Source organism: Rhizobium sp. TH2 (assembly GCF_024707525.1).
GTDB lineage: Bacteria > Pseudomonadota > Alphaproteobacteria > Rhizobiales > Rhizobiaceae > Rhizobium_E.
The window spans coordinates 4,600,121-4,619,165 of record NZ_CP062231.1; the positions used below are offsets into that span (position 1 = coordinate 4,600,121).

Annotated in this window: 15 protein-coding genes; 9 read left to right on the plus strand and 6 right to left on the minus strand. The window is 61.7% G+C overall.

The genetic code is table 11. From position 1 onward, the window contains the following. Window positions 1–185: 185 nt before the first annotated feature. A complete protein-coding gene (locus IHQ71_RS22550; RefSeq protein WP_258158655.1) occupies window positions 186–2,549 on the minus strand; it encodes a LuxR C-terminal-related transcriptional regulator in 2,364 nt (787 codons plus the stop codon). A gap of 143 nt (window positions 2,550–2,692) precedes the next feature. Here IHQ71_RS22550 and IHQ71_RS22555 point away from each other — a divergent pair, with 143 nt between their 5' ends. The 9 genes from IHQ71_RS22555 to IHQ71_RS22595 all read left to right on the plus strand — a co-directional run bounded on the left by IHQ71_RS22555 (window position 2,693) and on the right by IHQ71_RS22595 (window position 13,810). After that, on the plus strand, window positions 2,693–3,379 hold the full coding sequence (locus IHQ71_RS22555) for a helix-turn-helix domain-containing protein (protein WP_258158656.1): 687 nt from the start codon (window positions 2,693–2,695) through the stop codon (window positions 3,377–3,379). Further along, window positions 3,376–4,959: an ABC transporter substrate-binding protein gene (locus IHQ71_RS22560; RefSeq protein WP_258158657.1), complete on the plus strand. Its 1,584-nt coding sequence runs from the start codon at window positions 3,376–3,378 to the stop codon at window positions 4,957–4,959. The genes IHQ71_RS22555 and IHQ71_RS22560 overlap by 4 nt, the downstream gene beginning before the upstream one ends. 218 nt (window positions 4,960–5,177) lie before the next feature. Further along, window positions 5,178–6,203, plus strand: coding sequence for an ABC transporter permease (locus IHQ71_RS22565; RefSeq protein ID WP_258158658.1), 1,026 nt, complete (start codon window positions 5,178–5,180; stop codon window positions 6,201–6,203). Continuing rightward, entirely contained in the window at window positions 6,203–7,033 is an 831-nt protein-coding gene (locus IHQ71_RS22570) for an ABC transporter permease (protein ID WP_258162920.1), read from the plus strand. Before IHQ71_RS22565 ends, IHQ71_RS22570 begins: the two co-directional genes overlap by 1 nt. Then, on the plus strand, window positions 7,030–7,920 hold the full coding sequence (locus IHQ71_RS22575; protein WP_258158659.1) for an ABC transporter ATP-binding protein: 891 nt from the start codon (window positions 7,030–7,032) through the stop codon (window positions 7,918–7,920). Before IHQ71_RS22570 ends, IHQ71_RS22575 begins: the two co-directional genes overlap by 4 nt. Then, window positions 7,917–8,726, plus strand: a complete 810-nt coding sequence (locus tag IHQ71_RS22580; RefSeq protein WP_258158660.1) for an ABC transporter ATP-binding protein — start codon at window positions 7,917–7,919, stop codon at window positions 8,724–8,726. Before IHQ71_RS22575 ends, IHQ71_RS22580 begins: the two co-directional genes overlap by 4 nt. A 47-nt stretch (window positions 8,727–8,773) precedes the next feature. Continuing rightward, a complete protein-coding gene (locus tag IHQ71_RS22585) occupies window positions 8,774–10,849 on the plus strand; it encodes a hydantoinase/oxoprolinase family protein (protein WP_258158661.1) in 2,076 nt (691 codons plus the stop codon). 1 nt (window position 10,850) lies between these two features. Then, window positions 10,851–12,515 (plus strand): hydantoinase B/oxoprolinase family protein, encoded by a 1,665-nt coding sequence (locus IHQ71_RS22590; RefSeq protein ID WP_258158662.1) that lies wholly within the window; start codon window positions 10,851–10,853, stop codon window positions 12,513–12,515. 191 nt (window positions 12,516–12,706) lie between these two features. Continuing rightward, a complete protein-coding gene (locus IHQ71_RS22595) occupies window positions 12,707–13,810 on the plus strand; it encodes a Xaa-Pro peptidase family protein (protein ID WP_258158663.1) in 1,104 nt (367 codons plus the stop codon). Window positions 13,811–13,814: 4 nt separating this feature from the next. Here the strand turns inward: IHQ71_RS22595 and IHQ71_RS22600 are convergent, their stop codons facing one another. From IHQ71_RS22600 to IHQ71_RS22620, 5 genes are all read right to left on the minus strand, one after another. Then, window positions 13,815–14,795, minus strand: a complete 981-nt coding sequence (locus IHQ71_RS22600) for an aldo/keto reductase (protein ID WP_258158664.1) — start codon at window positions 14,793–14,795, stop codon at window positions 13,815–13,817. Between the two features lie 11 nt (window positions 14,796–14,806). Then, window positions 14,807–15,862, minus strand: a complete 1,056-nt coding sequence (locus tag IHQ71_RS22605; RefSeq protein WP_258158665.1) for an ABC transporter ATP-binding protein — start codon at window positions 15,860–15,862, stop codon at window positions 14,807–14,809. 4 nt (window positions 15,863–15,866) lie between these two features. Then, window positions 15,867–16,700: a carbohydrate ABC transporter permease gene (locus IHQ71_RS22610; protein ID WP_258158666.1), complete on the minus strand. Its 834-nt coding sequence runs from the start codon at window positions 16,698–16,700 to the stop codon at window positions 15,867–15,869. Between the two features lie 7 nt (window positions 16,701–16,707). Then, the gene (locus IHQ71_RS22615) at window positions 16,708–17,541 is read right to left on the minus strand and encodes a carbohydrate ABC transporter permease (RefSeq protein WP_258158667.1); all 834 of its coding nucleotides are present in this window, start codon (window positions 17,539–17,541) and stop codon (window positions 16,708–16,710) included. 217 nt (window positions 17,542–17,758) lie between these two features. Then, window positions 17,759–19,018 carry an ABC transporter substrate-binding protein gene (locus IHQ71_RS22620; protein WP_258158668.1) on the minus strand — a complete coding sequence of 420 codons (1,260 nt, stop codon included), beginning with the start codon at window positions 19,016–19,018 and terminating at the stop codon, window positions 17,759–17,761. Between the last annotated feature and the right edge of the window lie 27 nt (window positions 19,019–19,045).

A 19,045-nucleotide genomic window follows, 5' to 3' on the forward strand; every position in this document is an offset into this window, starting at 1 on the left:
GGCCGCATTGGCAGGGCCGTCATTGTGGATTGCCTGGATGGCTGCATCGCCCGTCCAAGTGCAGTTAGAATGCACAGCGTTTTGGCGCGTGACAACGCGATGAAAGTCTAGGTTTTTGCCTAAATAGTCTAGGTATTGCGATTTTCGCCGGATAGGTCGAGCTTGGCAGGCTAGTCTTGGCGGTGTCAGCCAACGATTCCCGCCGCGCGTGCGGTGCTGATCGCCTCCTGCCGCGTCCGGCAGCCGAGCTTGCGATAGACATTTCCGAGATGAAATTTCACCGTCGCCTCGCTGACTCCCAGCATGCCGGCGATCGACTTGTTGGCGGCACCTTCCGAGATCATCACCAGGATCTTGTTCTCCCGCCGCGACAGCTCGCTGCGGATGCCCGATGCGGTGCCGAGATGGCCACTGTCCCTGAGCTTGCGGATCACCTGCCGGGCCGACGACGAGGCGGACAGGAATTCGCTGATCCGCTTGTTGTCCATCAGTTCGGTGAGAAAGACCTTCTCCTCGGCGAGCGGCGCGATGGACCCGAGCCGGGCCGCATCCTCGAATATCCTGAGCAGCAGTGCCCGCGCCCGGGTAAGATCCTGGTGGCGCTTGTGGACATAGGCCAGCCAGATGCCGACGCCCATGCGTTGCCGGTCGGTGATGTTGAGATTGGCAAGCGCGTGCGCCAGCATCGGCTCCAGGCCGGGCAGGTCCGGCTGCTCATGCAGGATCTGCCGCAGCCAGACCAGCGACAGGCCGATATCGTCACGGTCCGACACATCCTCAAGCCGTCCGGGGTTGGCGAGAATCCAGGCGCGATCGATCGGCAGGGTCAGGCTTTTCAGGCGCGTCGCGGCTTCCGACCAGCGATTGGCGTTCTGCAGGATCACTGCCTCCCTTATGCTGACCATGGCCTGGAATTGGAGATTGGAAGTCTGGTAGACGCGCCAGCGGTCCAAAAAGCCACGCGCGGCCAGCAGCGAAAAATGCGTCGCCATGGCCTGGCTGCCATAGAGCAGCGTGAACTCCATCAGGCTCGGCCAGATTTCGCCATGCGAGAAATCGTCGATCTCGGTGTTGAGAAACCGCGCCAAGGGTTCCGCGCGGCCGCCTTCATATTCGATACAGGCCTCGAGCAGCATCTGCAGCCGCGCATCGTTCGGCGTCTCAAACGGCACCTCGTCGAGATATTTCGCCGCCCGGCCCGCATGTTTTCTGGCAGCCAGCGTGTCGCCCTTAATCAGCCCGATCATCGCCTGGTGCAGGCTGATGTAAAAGCAGAGCATCGGCGCTTTTGCGGCCTCGTAGTGATGCATCGCCCGCTGCGCGGCCTCCTCCGCCTCCGAGAACCTGCGTTGCCGGATGTAGAATTCCAGCACGGAATTGTACAAGCTGCCGCGAAAGAGATGCGCGTCGGAGGGGAACTCGGCGGCGAGGCTAAAAAGGCTCGTAAGTGTCTCCTCGGTGAAGCGATAGTCTTCGTAAATCAGCATGAGGAAACGGAATTCGCGGAACTCCCTGGAAAAGACCGAGCGAGGGCCGAAAACGGCATCGAGATCGTCGGCGAGATCGCCGAAGCGATCGATCAAAAGCCGTCGCGCCCTGGAAATATCGCCTCGCTTGCACGACTGGAGCGCGAGCGACAGAACCAGCAGCTCGCTTTGATGCGCATAGCTCGAAGGGAAACCGGCGAGCACCCGGTCGAAGGCCGCCGGGCCGTGGTAATAGATGAAGAACAGACCGCCCGCTCTGTTGAATTGCTGGTAGGCATTGTCCATGAACCCGGCATCTTGGAAGGTCGTGATCGCATCGACCACCCGGCCATGCGCGGCATAGGCCTCCGCGATCGCCTTGGCGCCCGCCGGTGTGGTGATGCGCTTTCCGATCGATGAGCGGATCGCCTGTTCGAGATCGGCCGCCCAGGTCCGGACATTCAGTTCGAGTCGCTGGCCCGCATCCGGCAGGGCGAAGGGCAGCAGGCGGCTTTCCTGCCTCGCCGGCACATTGCCGCCCGCCAACAGGTGACGAAGATCGACAAGTTCCTCCGGGGAGATGTGGTCGAGCAATTCATGCTCGATGAATTCCGCCATATCGGTGATCCGGCCGGCATTGAATGCAGCAAGCGGCCAGCCGCCGGAACGGTGGAGGATCTCGGATGCGCCGACCTCTCCGAAAGCAGCGGCGGCTTCGTCCTCGTCCAGCAGCAATTCCTGGGCCCCGATCCGCGCACCGAAGCCGTAGGCGAAGGCGCGGGTCATGCCGGCAAGTTCGACGCCGGGACGCTTCGCAACAATGAGGCGTCCTTCGCCGGAAAACAGATTCTCAGGCAGAGGCGCAGGATTGCCGTAGGGTGGAATATCCCACAACGCCAGCGCCTGGCCAAGCACGGGCGGCAAGTGCGAGATATGCACGACGCTCCCCGTGGTCTCGGCGATCTGCCGCAGCAACACCGACTTGCCCATGCCGGCCGGGGCTTCGAGTACGATCAAAGGCTCCGGTTGCGCCAGCATGCGCACGATCAATCTCTCGCGAAAAAACCAGGTCGCTTGCGTCACGATACGGGCGGCTCCTCGGCATGGTCATTCCAGCGCCACTCTGCAAAATTTTAGTCATACTAAAATTCCGTTTGACAAATGGGCAAACTGGAGTTTCTTTGAAGTAATACTAAAAAACCAAGGGACGCAATGTGGATGCCGAAGTGTTAGCCGAGCCTCGCGCCGATGCGCCGGCCATCGAACTGGGACAGCACCTGCGCAAGCGGCGCAAGGAGCTGAAGCTCACGCTTCAGGAAGTTGCCGACGGAGCGGGCTTCTCTGTCGGCTTCATCTCCCAGATCGAGCGCGGCATCACGGTACCATCCCTCGTGTCGCTCATATCCGTTTGCCGCGTATTGAAGACCGATATCGGCGCGTTTTTCAAGCAACCAAAATCTGAAACGCCCGTCACCCGCCACCAGAACCGACAGGTCTATGGCCCCGGCGGCACATCGGCAAACGTCGTCACCTATGAGCGCCTTTCCGCCTCCTTTCCCGGCAATGTGCTGCGAAGCACACTGATGCATGAACCGCCGGGTTTTCGCAGCGAACCGATGTCGCATGAGGGTGAAGAGATGTTCTTCATCGTCGAGGGTGCGCTGACGATAGAGCTCGACGGCGAGACGATGATCCTCGAGGCCGGCGACACCGCGCATTTTCCATCCACCCGCACCCATGTGACGTGGAACCACACGGCCAGCCCGACCACCGTGCTGCACACCTGCACCATGGATGTGTTCGGCGACGGCGAACCGTCGGGCGATCCCAATACCAGCCTGGTCGTCACCAGGGCGGTCAACCGGCGCTCGGCGCCAAAAGAACTCAAAATAAGCAAGGGGAAATCAAAATGAGGACCAGCATAGGAATGCTCGCAGCGGCCCTGCTCACGGCCGCCTCCATCCACAGCTATGCCGCGGCGGAAACCGTTCTTCGCCTCGACGAAGTGGCCGTCGGCGAACTCGACCCGGCCAAGGCATCCGACAATGCCGACTCGATCCTGATGTTCAACATCTATGATGCGCTCGTCATCCCCAAGCAGGGCCAGCCGGGCTATGATCCGCATGTAGCGGAGAGCTGGGAGACCGACGGCAAGACATTCACCTTCAAATTGCGCGGCGAAGTGAAGTTCCAGAGCGGCAATGCGCTCACTGCCGAGGACGTGGTGTTCTCGCTCGATCGCATGAAGGCACTCGGCCAGGGCATGTCCTACCTCTTCACCAATGTGGAGAAGGCCGAGGCCGTTGATGCCACGACCGTGAAATTCACCCTCAAGGATCCCTATTCGCCCTTCGTCTCGGCGCTGACCCGCCTGCCGATCATCGACAAGAAGCTGGTGATGGAAAATCTCGCTGCCGGCGACGGCGAGATGAAGGACTGGGGCCAGGCCTATCTCTCCACCCATGGCGCGGGCACCGGCGCCTACAAGGTCGTCTCGCACAATCCGCAGGAAGAGACCGTGATGGCCAAGAACGCGGCCTATTTCGTGCCGATCAATGCCAAGGCGCCCGATACTGTTCGCTTCCGCTATGGCCTCGAAGCCGCCACCGTCCGCACCCTGATCGCCCAGGGCGAGCACGACATCTCCTCGCAATGGATGCCGCCGGAAGTGCTGAAATCGCTGGCGGCCGAGGGCGCGCAACTGTTCACCGAAAAGGGCGTCGCGGAATTCTACATCAAAATCAACACCGCCAAGCCACCCTTCGATGATGTCGAGTGCCGCCAGGCGATCTCCTATGCCTTCGACTATGATTCCGGCATCAAGATGGTGGCCGTCTCCGACACGGTTTCCCAGGGCAGCCCCTCCACGGGCGCACTGCCGGTCGGCCTTCTCGGCTCGCTTCCCTCCGACCAGAGCTACAAGCGCGATCTCGACAAGGCCAAGGAACATCTGGCCAAGTGCAAGTACAAGGCCGAAGATCTGAACATTGAGATTTCCTGGATCGGCGAAGTGCCGCTGGAAGAACGTTTCGCGCTGCTGATGCAGGCCAATTTCGCCGAAATCGGCATCAAATCCGAGGTCCGCAAGGTGCCATGGGCGCTGTTCACCGAACAGGTCACCAAGCCTGAAAACACGCCGAATATCAGCCAGGTGTTCGTCAACACCGTGACGGGTGATCCCGATACGCTGCTTTACGGCATGTATCATTCCAAGTCCGCCGGTACATGGATGTCGCCGGAATACCTGAAGGACGCTGAGGTCGATGCACTGCTCGACAAGGGCCGCGTCGCACCGGAGGCCGAGCGAGCCAAGATCTACGAGGAGGTCAACCAGCGCCTCAAGGACCTCGCGCCGTCGATCTTCGCCCAGGACCAGACGGCTGTGTATGCCGCCAGCAAGCGGGTATCGGCGCCTGCGCTGACCGATCCGGCGAAGGCCTTCGCCCTCGGCGCCTTCGGATTCAATTTCCGCCTGATGGAGATGAATGAGTAGTCGAGCTCACCCCTCACCAAGCGCGTCCATGCGATCGGCTGACGACTCTCGCGGACTTGCTATCCTCTCCCACAAGGGGAGAGGTAAAGCTGAGGCCTACCTCTCCCCTTGTGGGAGAGGATAGTTCATCCCCAAGAGGCGCAGCCGATTGGTTGGATGAACTTGGTGAGGGGTAAGCCTTCGCCAAAACCTGAAATTGAGAACGAAAGAACCTTGAGATGCCGCCTCTTGTCCGCCTTCTCGCGAAGCGGCTCGGAACATCGCTGATCGTGCTGATCGGCGTATCCCTGCTGATCTTCGCCATCGCCCGGGTCATTCCCGGCGATCCGGCGCGCATTGCGCTCGGGCCGAATGCCACAGCGGACGCGGTGGCGGCGCTCCGCGACCGACTGCATCTCAACGACAATTTCTTCACCCAGTATGCCTATTTCCTCGGTGACCTGTTTCGTGGCGATCTCGGCATCTCGCTCTACACCAACCGACCAGTGACGACAGATATCATCCAGTTCCTGCCGGCGACGATGGAACTGGTGATTGTCTCGGGCATCATGATGGTGGCGCTTGGCCTGCCGCTCGGCGTACTCTCCGCACGCTATCGAGGCACGTGGATCGATCACGTCATCCGGCTCGTCACCCTGCTCGGCGTCTCCGCCCCCGGCTTCGTCTGGGCCGTCATCCTGATGCTGGTCTTCGCCTATTATATCCGCATCTTCCCCATCGCTGGCCGTATTTCGGATACCTACACGATCCAGACCGTCACCGGCTTCCTGATGATAGACACGCTGATCGCTGGCAACTTAAAGGCCTTCGGCAATGCCGCATGGCACATCGTGCTGCCGGCTTTCGCGCTGGCGCTTTCCGGCATCGGCCAGGCCGCGCGGCTGGTGCGCTCCAACATGGTCGAGACCTATGACAAGCCCTATATCGAAATGGCCGAGGCCTATGGCTTTCCAGCCAAACGCATCGCCAACCGCTATGCCTTCCGGCCGTCGCTCATCCCGTCGCTGACGATCATCGGGCTCGATTTCGCCGCCATGCTCGGCAATGCATTCCTCATCGAGGCGGTCTATGCATGGCCGGGACTATCGCGCTACGGCGTCGCCGTCATCCTGCGCAAGGATCTCAACGCCATCGTCGGCACCGTCCTGATCATCTCGGCCATGTTCCTGATCGTCAACATCATCGTCGATCTCATGGTCTCGATCATCAATCCCCGCATCCGACTGTCGCAGAGGGCCTCGTGATGAAGACGCTGGCCATTCTCACCCGTAATCCGCTATCGCTGATCGGCCTAGTCCTTGTGGGGATCGTGGTGCTTTCGGCGCTGCTGGCGGATTTCATCACGCCATTTCCGGAGCATGTCGGATCGGTGGTCGATTTCACCAATTTCAACAAGCCGCCGCAATGGCCGAACATCTTCGGCACCGACCTCGTCGGCCGCGACCTCTTCACCCGGGTGATCTACGCCTACCGCATCTCGCTGATCCTCGGCGTCGTGGTGCTGGCGCTCGCGGTTCCGGTCGGCGTCGCGATCGGTCTGCTGGCCGGCTATCTCGGCGGCTGGACCGAATATCTGCTGATGCGGCTGACCGACGTCTTCCTGTCGATCCCGCCGCTGGTGCTCGCCATGTCGATGATGGGACTGCTCGCGCCGACACTGACCAACGGGATGATCGCCGTCACCGTCATGTGGTGGCCGTGGTACACGCGGCTGGTCTACAACATCGCCCGCTCCGAGAAGGAGGAGGGCTATGTACTGGCCGCCGAGGTGATCGGTGCATCGAAGACCCACATCATGTTCCGCGAAATCCTGCCGAACTGCATTCCATCCATCGTCACCAAGATGACGCTGGATTTCGGCTTCGTCATCCTCATCGCCTCGTCACTCAGCTTCCTCGGCCTCGGCGTGCAACCGCCGACGCCCGATCTCGGCTCCATGGTCGCGGAAGGCGCCAAATATCTCCCCGACAGCTGGTGGCTGACAGTCTTCCCCGGCGTCGCCATCCTCGTTGCCGTTTTCGGCTTCAACCTGATCGGCGATGCTTTGCGGGAGATCCTGGGGATCGACCAATGACCGCACCCACGCTCAGGATCGACAACCTCAAACTCGGCTTCAAGACCTTTGACGGCGTGTCCGAAGTGCTGCACGGCATCTCACTGCATGTCCGCAAGGGCGAGCGCGTGGCGCTGGTCGGTGAATCCGGCTCGGGCAAATCGGTCACCGCCCGCATCGTGCTCGGCATGCTGCAGGCGCTGAAGACCGCCCGGATATCGGGCGCCGTCGAATTCGAAGGCAACGATCTCGAACGGATGGACCCCAAGGCCCGGCACGCTCTTCGCGGCACGCGGATGTCGATGATCTTCCAGGATCCGACCTCCTCGCTTAACCCCGTCTATCCGATCTTCACCCAGTTCAAGGAAGTGCTCGCCCGGGCAAAACTCGGCATCACCGATGCCGACGCTCGTTCGACGGCCGCTGCGGCGCTGAGAGACGTCTCGATAACCGAGCCGGACCGGGTGCTCGATTCCTACGCCTTCCAGCTCTCCGGCGGCATGAACCAGCGTGTCATGATCGCAATGGCCTTGGTCAACAATCCGGCACTGCTGCTCGCGGACGAGCCCGGCACCGCGCTGGATGTGACCGTACAGGCCCAGACACTGAAGCTGATGTCGGAGCTTGTCGAAAAACACCACACGTCGGTTCTGTTCATCTCGCACAATCTCGGCGTCGTGCGCGAATTCGCCGACCGCGTCTATGTCATCTACAAGGGAAACATCGTCGAGCAGGGATCGACCGAAGCCCTGTTTTCCGATCCCCGGCATCCCTACACCCGCGCACTGCTCGCGGCCGTGCCGCGTATCACCGGCGGCGGCATCCCCGATATCGATGACGATTCCAAGCGCTTCACCGAGCCGCTGGTCGCGCATCCCGGCTTCAGCGAAAGGGAGCTGCTGGCATGAGCAAGCTTCTCTCGGTGTCCAATGTCTTCAAGGAATTTTCGGTCAACGGCGCCAAGGTGCAAGCGCTCGACAATGTTTCCTTCGATGTCGAACAGGGCGAGTGCCTGGCCATCGTCGGCGAGTCCGGTTCCGGCAAATCCACCATCGCCAACATCATTCTCGGAATCTATCCCGCGACCTCCGGCAGCCTGATCTTCAAGGGCGATGAACTTCCCGCGACTCGCGCCAAGGAGCATCGCCGCGCCATCCAGCTCGTGCAGCAGAACCCGCTCTCGTCGCTCAATCCCCGCCGTTCGATCGGCGCCTCGCTGCGTCTCGCGCTTGATGTCCACGACATCGGCGACAGAGCCAGCCGCGCCGAACTCACCGGGGAACTACTGGCTGAGGTCGGCCTGCCGCCCGAATTCCGCACCCGTTCACCGTCCTCCCTTTCCGGCGGACAGCGCCAGCGCGTGGCGATTGCCCGCGCGCTGGCGTGCCAATCCGAGCTTGTGGTGCTCGACGAGCCGACCTCGGCGCTTGATGTGCTGGTCCAGGCCCGGGTACTCAAGCTGCTCAATGATCTCAAGGACCGGCGCGGCCTGACCTATATCTTCATCACGCATGACCTGTCGGTCGTGCGCAGTATCGCCAACCGCGTCGCGGTCTTCGAGCGTGGCAAGCTTGTCGAACTGGGCGTCACCGAAGCGATCTTCACCAATCCCCAACACGCCTATACGCGCCGGCTGATCGGCGCAGTCCCCGTCGTCAGCCGCGAGGAAGCGGCGTTGCGCGACAACATCATCATGGAGAATGGAAATGCCTGATTACCAGCACATGATGCTGCACGAAAAAATGAAGGAGCATGCGTGACATGAGCGGCAAAACCATCCGCGTCGCCACCGATGTCGGCGGCACATTCACCGATCTGGTCTGCTTCGAGACCGACCACGCGACCGGCGAGCAGCGTATCACGACCGCGAAATCCGACACGACACCGCCGAACTTCGAAGAAGGCGTGCTCAACGTGCTGGAGAAGGGCGGCGTCGATCCCAAGACGATCGATTTCCTCGCGCACGGGACGACCGTCGTGATCAATGCGCTGACCGAGCGCAAGGGCGTCAAGGTCGGCCTGATCACCACCGAAGGTTTTCGCGACACGCTGGAAATCGCCCGCGGCAACCGCCCGGATTTCTTCAACCTGCACTACGAAAAGCCCGTCCCCTTCGTGCCGCGCTACCTGCGCCACGAACTGCCAGGCCGGATGAACTATCACGGCCAGGAAATGCGGCCGCTCGATCTTTCCGGCCTGCCCGCCATTCTCGATATCTTCCGCGCCGACGGCGTGAAGGCCGTCGCCATCTCGTTCCTGCATTCCTACGCCAATCCCGCCCACGAACAGGCAACGCTGGCCGAAGTGCAACGGCTGTGGCCCGAGGTCGCGGTCGTCTCCTCCCACCAGATCACTCGGGAATGGCGCGAATACGAGCGCACCAACACCGCCGTCATGTCCGCCTATGTGCAACCGGCGGCCCAGCGCTACCTCACCCGTCTCAACGACGGCCTGACCGCCAAGGGCTTCGACGGCAACCTCTTCATCATGCAATCGAACTGCGGCGTGGATTCGCTCGGTTCGGTATCGCGCATCCCCATCACCATGGTCGAATCCGGTCCGGCCTCGGGATTCTGGGGCGCGGCCGAACTCGGCAAGCTGATCGGCGAGCACAATGTACTGGCGCTCGATATCGGTGGCACGACGGCGAAATGCTCGCTGATCGAGAACGGCGCGGTCAAGATCATGACCGACTACTGGATCGAGCGCGACCGCAATTCCGCCGGCTACCCGATCATGGTGCCGGTCGTCGATCTCGTCGAGATCGGCAACGGCGGCGGCTCGATCGCCTGGGTCGACGATTTCGGCAAGCTTCATGTCGGCCCGCAATCGGCCGGCGCCATGCCCGGCCCGGCCGCCTATGGACGCGGTGGAACCAAGGCCACGACGACGGACGCCAATCTCTGGCTCGGCCGCATCAACCGCGATTATTTCTGCGGCGGCGCCATCGATGCCGACATGGTTTCGGCCGAAGCCGCTTTGAAGGAAGTCGGCGATAAGCTCGGCACCGATGCGGACGACATCGCGCGCGGCATCATCCGCATCGCCAACAACAACATGGTCAATGCGCTGAAGCTGGTGTCGCTCAATCGCGGCTTCGACCCGCGCGACTTCACGCTGGTTGCATTCGGCGGCGGCGGCGGCATGCATGCGGCAGCCTTGGGCGTCGAACTCGGCGTGAAGAAGGTGGTCATTCCTGCCGGCGCCTCGGTGTTCTCGGCCTGGGGCATGATGATGTCGGACCTGCGCCGCGATTATTTCGTCACCAAGCTCGCCGACCTCAAGACCGGCGCCGGCGCGGTAATCGAAGGCGTGTTTGCCGAGGCTGAGGCACTGGCGGCGAGCCAGTTCGGCGAGGAGGACATCGATCGATCGAAGATCAAGTTCCTGCGCTATGGCAAGTTCCGCTACCAGAACCAGGAGCACACGACCGAGGTTTTGGTCGAGGGTACGATCACCGATGCACGGTTGAGCCAGATCGAAGCCGATTTCCACGAAACCTATGAGCGCGAATACACCTATCGCCTCAAGGCGCCGGTCGAACTGGTCGGCATCCACCTCGTCGCCTCCGCAGAGGTCGGCAAGCTGACGATGAAGGAAAAGCCGCTCGGAAACGCCGAACCGTCACCAGCGGCCAAAGGCGAGCGCAAGGTGGATTACGCGCTCGAAGGCATCCACTCGGCGGTCATCTATGACGGCGACAAGCTTCAGCCCGGCATGCGCCTGACCGGCCCCGCCGTGATTGAGGATTCCGGCACGACCGTGGTCATCCATCCCGGCAACCGCGTCGAGGTCGATGCCTTCGGCAACATTCATATCAACCTGCAGGGAGCGTGACATGACGACCGAGACCCACGACCCTATCACGCTGGAAATCATCCAGAATTCGCTTCAGGCCACGGCCGACGAAATGTTCGCCGCGACGCGCAAGACGGCGATGAGCTCGATCATCTACGAAGTGCTCGACATGGGCACGGGCATCACTGACGCCAAAGGCCAACTCGCCTCGTCGGGTGCCGGAATTCCCGGCTTCATCGGCGTGCTCGACAAATCCGTGTCCTTCCTGCTGTCGAAATTCAAGCCGGAGGACATCGAGCCCGGCGACGTCTTCATCACCAACGACCCATATTACGGCGGCGTCACCCATCTCAACGACCTCGTCGTCTGCATGCCGGTCTTTGCCGATGGCAGGGTGATCGCCTGGACCGCCAATATCGCGCATAATTCCGATGTCGGCGGCAAGTCGCCAGGTTCGCTCTCCGCTGACGCCACCGAGATTTTCCAGGAAGGCCTGCGCCTGCCGGCGATCAAGATGATCTCAAAGGGCGAACCGATCCCCGGCATATTTGACATCATCACCGTCAATTCCCGCATGCCCGATTTCCTCGAAGGCGACCTCTGGGCCGCCATCGCTGCCGTGCGCATCGGTGCCAGGCGGCTGACCGAACTCGCCACCAAATACGGCATTTCGACCTTCGAGCATGCGATGGCGAACTTCATGGACCATGGCGAGAAGATCGCGCTGGCCGAACTCGCCAAGCTGCCGCACGGCACGTTCGAACTGACCGAGGAACAGGACGACGGCCGCTTCTTCAACGTCAAGGTGACGATCTCGGCTACCGAATTCGTCATCGACCTGCGCGACAACCCGGTGCAGGATTTCGGTCCGTCCAACGCCGGCTACGACGACACGCTGGTCAGCATGCAGGTTATCTTCAAGGCGTTGACCGACTCCACTTCGCCCGCCAATGCAGGCTCGTTCCGTCCGCTCAAAGTGCTGACCACCGAAGGCACGACCTTCCATGCCAGCGAGCCCGCCGCTGTCGGCTTTTATTATGAGATCGGCATCCGGGGCTACGACCTGGTCTGGCGTTGCCTCGCGCCGCACATGCCGGACAAGCTGCCAGCCGGCCATTTCTCCTCGATCGCCGGCACCTTCATCGGCGGCATCCACCCCGATACCGGCCGCCAATACACAATCATCGAGCCGCAGATCGGCGGATGGGGCGCGTCCCCCGGTCGGGATGGCAACCACGCGATCTTCTCGGCGGTCCACGGCGAGACCTACAATTGCCCGGCGGAAATCTCCGAGGCGCGCAACGGCCTGTTCGTCGATCGCATGGAGCTATCGACCGAACCGGGCGGCGAAGGCGAATTCTCCGGCGGCCACGGCATCAGGCTCGACTATCGCATCCGCCGCGACAATTCCTTCCTGACGCTCGGCTACACCCGCTCGCGCATCCTGCCCTGGTCGCTCGATGGCGGCAATGAGGGCTCGGCCAACTACATCCTCGTCATGCGCACCGATGGCACAAGCGAGCGCTATGCCTTCGGCTCCGGCATCCGCGTCGATGCCGACGACGTCATCCGCATCATCACCGGCGCCGGCGGCGGCATCGGCGACCCGAAGGCACGCGACCCGGCGAAGGTGGCGGATGATATCAAGAATGGCTTCATCACACCCGAGCGCGCGGCGGAAGTTCACGGCTATAAGGCCGCATAAAAATAACAAGGCCCCGCCCCAACCCCTCCCCACAAGGGGGAGGGGCTTAACGCTCGGATTCGTCCGTGCCCAATGCACAGTTTCGGGTGAGTTGGGCGAAGGCAGTGCGGCTAGGTTAGCCCCTCCCCCTTGTGGGGAGGGGTTGGGGCGGGGCCTTTCTTCATAATCAACACACACTAAAGGGAGAAAACATGTCCGAACAAACCACCAAACGCCTCGCGGCACTGCGCGAGAAAATGTCCGCCACCGGCACCGGTCTGATAGCCATCGGCCCCGGCTCGCATATGGATTGGGTTCTGGGCTTCCACCCGCATCCCGACGAGCGGCCCTGCCTGCTGCTGATCGCGCCTGACAAGGAAGCCTTCCTGATGCCGGTGCTGAATGCCGAGGGCAGCCGTGAATTCACCGATATCGAATTCTTCAACTGGGGCGATGCCGATGGTCCAGCCGAGGCACTGAATCAGACGCTCGCCGCCATCGGTGCGACGGCCCCCGGCAAGGTGGCGCTCGACGAGACGATGCGGGCCGATTTCGCGCTGCTGCTGATCGATGCCCTGCCGGCCGACACCGAACGCACCTTCACACCGGAAACGCTCGGCGCGCTCCGCATGCGCAAGGACAGCGCCGAATACAAGAAGCTCAAGATGAATGCCGGCATCGCCGACCGTGCCATCCAGACGGCCTTCTCCAAGGTCAGGCCGGGTATGACCGAGACCGAACTTGCCGCCGAGATCCGCGCGCACTTCTCCTCGGAAGGCGCCTCGCCGCAGTTCTGGATCGTCGGCGCCGGCGGCAATGGCGCATTCCCGCATCATTCCGCGAGCGAGCGCGTGATCCAGGAAGGCGACGCCATCGTCATCGATATCGGCGGCCGCAAGCAGGGCTTTCCCTCGGACATCACCCGCATGGCCGTGGTCGGCCAGCCGCCCGAGGGCTATGGCCAGATCCACTCGATCGTCGAAAAGGCCGTGCAGGCGGCATTGAAAGCCGCCAAGCCCGGCGTGCCGGCAAAGGAGGTCGATGCGGCCGCGCGTGGTGTCATCGCCGATGCCGGCTATGGCGAATATTTCGTCCACCGCACTGGCCACGGCATGGGCATCGACGGCCACGAGCCGCCCTACATCACCGCGACGTCGGACACGGTTCTGGAAGAAGGCATGGTCTTCTCGATCGAACCTGGAATCTACCTGCCCGGCCGGTTCGGCATCCGGTTGGAGGACATCATCATCCTGCGCGAGGACGGCCCGGAAATCCTGTCGTCCCTGCCCCGCGACGTCCATGTCGTGAGGCTCTGAGATATCAGCGGATCACATGCGGTTCGAAGCGGGGAAACAGGCTCGCGTCGAACGGCTTCTCCAGCGCGACGAGGTTGCGCTGGAGGCTTGAAGCCTTGGCAGTGCCGAGCAACACTGACGCGACGACCGGCTCCTGAAACGGAAAATGCAACGCCGCCGATGCGAGATCCGTGCCTGCGTCCTTGGCGATCTTCTCCATCGCGGCGACCTTGGCGCGCACATCGGGCTTGGCCTCCATGTAGTCGAAGGTCGCACCCTCGACTGGTCCAGTGGCGAGAATGCCTGAGTTGAACACCCCGCCGATGACGAAGGACGTGCCGCGCTTGCGGCAGAGCGGAAGCAGTTCCGCCTCGGCGCCGCGGTCGAGCAGCGTATAGCGCCCGGCCATCAGGATCACATCGAGATGGGTGTCGGACATGATATCCATGATCACCGGCACTTCGTTGACACCGAGGCCCCAGCCCTTGATGACGCCAGCCGATTTCAGGTCGTTGAGCTTGCGGATACCGGATTCGCGGAAGGCCCTGAGATGACGCTCGTTGTCGCCGGGCGCATGGGTATAAGGCCCGATGTCATGCACGAAGACAATGTCGAACCGGTCCATGCCGAGCCGCTTGGAACTCACCTCAAGGCTTTTCTCAATACCTGCGCCCGAATAGTCGCAATGCTGGATGACGGGATGCGCTCCGACGAAACCATAATCGCCACCCTTGCCCTCGGGCACGCCGATATGAAGCCGGCCCACCTTGGTGGAAATCACGTAGCCGGATTTGTCCTTCAGGAACCGCCCTACTCGTTCTTCCGCCAAACCCGCGCCATAATGCGGCGCGGTGTCGAAGTATCGGACACCGGAATCCCATGCCGCCTGCAACACGGCCTGCGCGCTTTCCTCATCGACCGCGCGGTAGAGCCCCGCGACCGGCGCCGTGCCGAAGCCGATCTCGGTGACGTGAACACCGGTCTTGCCAATTTCCCTCGTCTTCATGCGTGTCTTCCCTATCGGATGCGTTGCCCGTCAGCGGAGAAATACCGGGCATTGGCGGGATCGAAAGTCAAGCGCAATGTCTCGCCGGGCTTCATCTGCGTACGGCGCTTTTCCGCCACCACCGTCTCCTCGGTCGCGAGCCTTGCGTGCACATAGGCCGTCGATCCAAGCTGCTCAATCACATCCGCCGTCGCGGGCAGTTCGATGCCTTGTGCCTCATCGAGGTGCTCCGGCCTTATGCCGATGCGGATATGCGAACCGGCCGGCGGCAGGGCCTTGAGGTCAGGCAGCGGAAGCTCGATACCGCCGAATGAAATCGCGTTAGCTCCAACCTTGCCCTCGAAGAAATTCATCCTCGGCGAACCGATAAAGCCCGCGACGAATTCGTTGTCCGGATCCTCGTAGAGATCGACCGGCGTACCGATCTGCTCGACTAGCCCAGCGCGCAGCACCACGATCCGGTCGGCCAGCGTCATGGCCTCGGTCTGGTCATGGGTAACATAGACGATCGTGTTTCCCAGCGTCTGGTGCAGCTTGGCGATCTCGACGCGGGTCTGCACGCGAAGCTCGGCATCGAGATTGGAGAGCGGCTCGTCGAACAGGAAGACATCGGGATTGCGCACGATTGCCCGGCCGATCGCCACGCGCTGGCGCTGTCCGCCGGAGAGTGCCGCCGGCTTGCGGTCGAGCAGCGTCGTGAGTTGCAATATGCCGGCGGCGCGGTTGATCTTCTCCTCGATCTCGGCCTTCGGCGCCTTGGCCATCCGCAGGCTGAAGCTCATATTCTCGGCCACCGTCATATGCGGATAGAGGGCGTAGGACTGGAACACCATCGCCACGCCGCGTTCCGACGGTTCGCGATCGTTCATTCTGGCATCGCCGATCAGCAGATCGCCGCCGGTGATTTCCTCGAGCCCCGCGATCATCCTGAGCAGCGTCGATTTTCCGCAGCCCGACGGGCCGACGAACACGGTGAACTCGCCCTTCTCGATCGCCATCGAGACGCCATGGATCACCTTGACGGCGCCATAGGTCTTGGAAACGTTGCGCATTTCGATCTGTGGCATGGTGCTAACCCTTGACGGCGCCGGTGGCGATACCGTTGACGATCCGCCGCTGGAAGATGATGTAGATGATGACGATGGGCGCGGCGGCAATGACGATGCCGGCCATCAGTAGCGGAATGTTGGTCGTGTATTCGCCCTTCAGCGCCGCGATACCGACCATCAGCGTTCGCTCCTTCTGCAGAACGAGCAGCGAGATCAGCACATCGTTCCAGCAATAGAGCGTGTTGAGAATGCCGAGCGTGATCAGCGCCGGCTTGCCGAGCGGCAGCATCACATGCCACCAGATCTGGATGAGCTTGGCGCCATCCATGCGCGCCGCCTCGACCAGTTCGCGCGGCAGGCCGGAATAGAACGCGGTCATCAGGTAGACGCAGAACGGCAGGAAGAACGCCGTGTAGGAAATGATCAAGCCGATGCGGGTGTTGATAAGGCCGAGAGTCACGATGGTACGGTAGAACGGCACCAGCACGACCTGGACCGGGATCATCAGCGAAGCCAGGATGACGATGAACAGCAGCTTGCGATAGGGAAACCGCAGCATCGCAAAGGCAAAGCCCGCGAGCGATGAAATGATCAAAAGCAGCGCCACGGCACCCGCCGTGGTCACCACGGAATTGAGGAAATATTCGCTCAGCCGCGACCGGGTCCAGGCATTGACGAAATTCTGAATTGTTGGGTCCGTGACGATAGAGAACCGGTTGAGGATATAGCCCTTGTCGGTCTTCAGCGCATTGTTGATCGCGAAATAGACCGGATAAAGGCAGGTCAGCGCCAGCAGCATCATGGGGACGGACAGTCCCCGCATCAGCCATTTTTCGCGTTTGCCTGAAATCGCCATGATGCCCTCAGAGGTTCGCGTTCTTGGACATGATGCGGATCTGGACATAGGCCAGCCCCGCCATCAGCGAGAAGAGCAGCATGGAGATCGCGGCGGCATAGCCCGGCCGGTTCATCTTGCCCTGTTCGAGCCAGATCAGGAACTCCGGCAGCGTGGTCGACGTGCCCGGCCCGCCTGCGGTCAGCACATAGATCAGGCCGAACATCGAGGTCAGCGCGCCGATCGTGGTCACCACGCCGACGAATTCGATGATCGGACGAAGCACCGGAATGATCACATGCCACCAGATCTGCATCGGCTTGGCGCCATCGAGCCGCGCCGCCTCGACCAGTTCCGTCGGCACGGTCGAAAGGCCCGCGAGGAAGATCAGCAGGCTCATGCCGAACGTCGACCAGAGCTGCACGGAAAACAACACGAACAGCGCCGTCGATCCCGAGCCCAGCCAGTCGACCGGCACCAGTCCAGCGGCCTTCAGCATGGCATTCAGGCTGCCATCGAAGCGTAGCACCATGTTGAAGATAGAGCCGATGATGACGGAGGAAAGCACGGCCGGGAAGAAATAGACCGCGCGGAAAAAACGGCCACCGGGCACACCCTGGTGGATCAGGATCGCCAGCAGCATGGGCAGCGCCACCCAGATCGGCAGGGTGGCGATCAGGATCAGCGTATTCTCGACGGAATCGCGGAAGGCATTGTCGCTGGCCAGCGCCACGTAATTGCCGAAGCCGACAAACTCGAGTTTCGTCATGCCGTCGGAATCGAAGAACGACAGCACGAAACCCCAGAACAGTGGAAAAATACGGAACATCGCCACCAGCAGCAAGGCAGGTGCAATGAACAAAAGTGCGATCCGTCTTTCAGCGGGGCTTCCCACGCGATACCATTCCTTCTTGATTAGGTCTACGACAGCCCCTCATCCGGCTGCCGCCACCTTCTCCCCGTTCTTGCGGGGAGAAGGGAATTGTGGTGCTGTCAGTGCCTCTAGCCTCCTTCTCCCCGCCTGCGGGGAGAAGGAGGCTAGAGGCAGATGAGGGGCACTATCCGCACAATCCTCGCGGTTACTTGTGTGCCTCGGCCTGGACCTCGTCCATGCGCTTGACGGCTTCGTCGACCGTGGTCTCGCCGTTGAGCAACAACTGGCTCAGGCGATGGATTTCCTCGAGTTCCTTGGCCGTGGCATTGGCGTGCGCCATCGGCGCACCCGAGGTCGCCATGATCTTGAGGATCTCGATCGCCGCCGGGCTCTTCACGCCCTTGGTATCGACCTTGGAGTTGGCGGCCACCGCGCCGGCGTCGTTGAAGAATATCTGCTCAAGTTCCGGCGAAGCAAGAACCTTGGCGAAGGCGACGGCGAGGTCGGCATTATCAGAGGCCTTGTTAATGCCGTAGCCGATGCCGCCCGCGAGCGGGAAATTCGGCTCGCCTTCCTTCTTGTCGGACGCGACCGTCGGCGACGGCATCGGGAAGACGCCATCGTTTTCGGCGCCGAGGAATTCATCGAACTGCTTCCAGTGGGCGACATCCGAGATCAGGCCGATCGTGTTGGCCGCCTCGCCGCGCATGAAGCCTTCATATTCGTCCATGAACTTGGCGGTGGAATTGGCGCCCTGCGGGAACCAGCCGTTCTTGTTGGCGTCGACCCAGCTCTGCAGGATCGCCTTGACCGGTTCGCTCGACCATTTCAACTTGCCAGAAGCAAATTCCGCATGCTGTTCGAGCGTCCACGACGTTGCCGCGATGGCCGAGAACCAGAACTCTATGCCAAAGCCTTCCTTGTTGCCCATGGCGAAGCAGGGCACGGCACCCTTGGCCTTGATCGCGTCGCAGACCTTGGTGAGTTCGGCCCAGGTCTTCGGCGGGTTCGCGGGATCGAGCCCGGCATCGGTGTAGAGCTTCTTGTTGTAATAGACGACGAAGCCCTGGATCGAGAGCGGGATCGCATAGACGCCATTGGCATCGGCGAACTCTTCCCAGCCAACGAGGTCGTCCTTGATATCGGTGACCTTGTCGTCGAGCTTGAGGAGCGCGCCGAAACGGGCCTTGGCCTGCGCGCCGCCATTCATCAGGAACATGTCGGGGCCGGCATTGGAGGACAGCGCGGTGCCGAGCAGCGTGTAATACTGGTCATGCGGCTGCATGACATAGTTGACCGTGGCGCCCGGATGGGCCGCTTCGAACACTTCCTTTGCCTTCTGGTAATAGGGAACACTGAGCGGGTCGCTCGACTTCCAGTCCCAGACGGTGATTTCCTGTGCCCAGGCCGAGGTGCCGGAGAGCAATGTGCCCAGCATCAGGGCGGCTTTCAGAGTCATGCGCATGTGGTTTCCTCCCATGGAAATGTGCCG

Coding starts and splice junctions, on each gene's coding strand:
- IHQ71_RS22605 (WP_258158665.1), bottom strand. CDS start 15,862: ATGCCACAGATCGAAATGCGCAACGTTTCCAAGACCTATGGCGCCGTC.
- IHQ71_RS22585 (WP_258158661.1), top strand. CDS start 8,774: ATGAGCGGCAAAACCATCCGCGTCGCCACCGATGTCGGCGGCACATTC.
- IHQ71_RS22620 (WP_258158668.1), bottom strand. CDS start 19,018: ATGCGCATGACTCTGAAAGCCGCCCTGATGCTGGGCACATTGCTCTCC.
- IHQ71_RS22600 (WP_258158664.1), bottom strand. CDS start 14,795: ATGAAGACGAGGGAAATTGGCAAGACCGGTGTTCACGTCACCGAGATC.
- IHQ71_RS22610 (WP_258158666.1), bottom strand. CDS start 16,700: ATGGCGATTTCAGGCAAACGCGAAAAATGGCTGATGCGGGGACTGTCC.
- IHQ71_RS22590 (WP_258158662.1), top strand. CDS start 10,851: ATGACGACCGAGACCCACGACCCTATCACGCTGGAAATCATCCAGAAT.
- IHQ71_RS22560 (WP_258158657.1), top strand. CDS start 3,376: ATGAGGACCAGCATAGGAATGCTCGCAGCGGCCCTGCTCACGGCCGCC.
- IHQ71_RS22565 (WP_258158658.1), top strand. CDS start 5,178: ATGCCGCCTCTTGTCCGCCTTCTCGCGAAGCGGCTCGGAACATCGCTG.
- IHQ71_RS22575 (WP_258158659.1), top strand. CDS start 7,030: ATGACCGCACCCACGCTCAGGATCGACAACCTCAAACTCGGCTTCAAG.
- IHQ71_RS22570 (WP_258162920.1), top strand. CDS start 6,203: ATGAAGACGCTGGCCATTCTCACCCGTAATCCGCTATCGCTGATCGGC.
- IHQ71_RS22595 (WP_258158663.1), top strand. CDS start 12,707: ATGTCCGAACAAACCACCAAACGCCTCGCGGCACTGCGCGAGAAAATG.
- IHQ71_RS22580 (WP_258158660.1), top strand. CDS start 7,917: ATGAGCAAGCTTCTCTCGGTGTCCAATGTCTTCAAGGAATTTTCGGTC.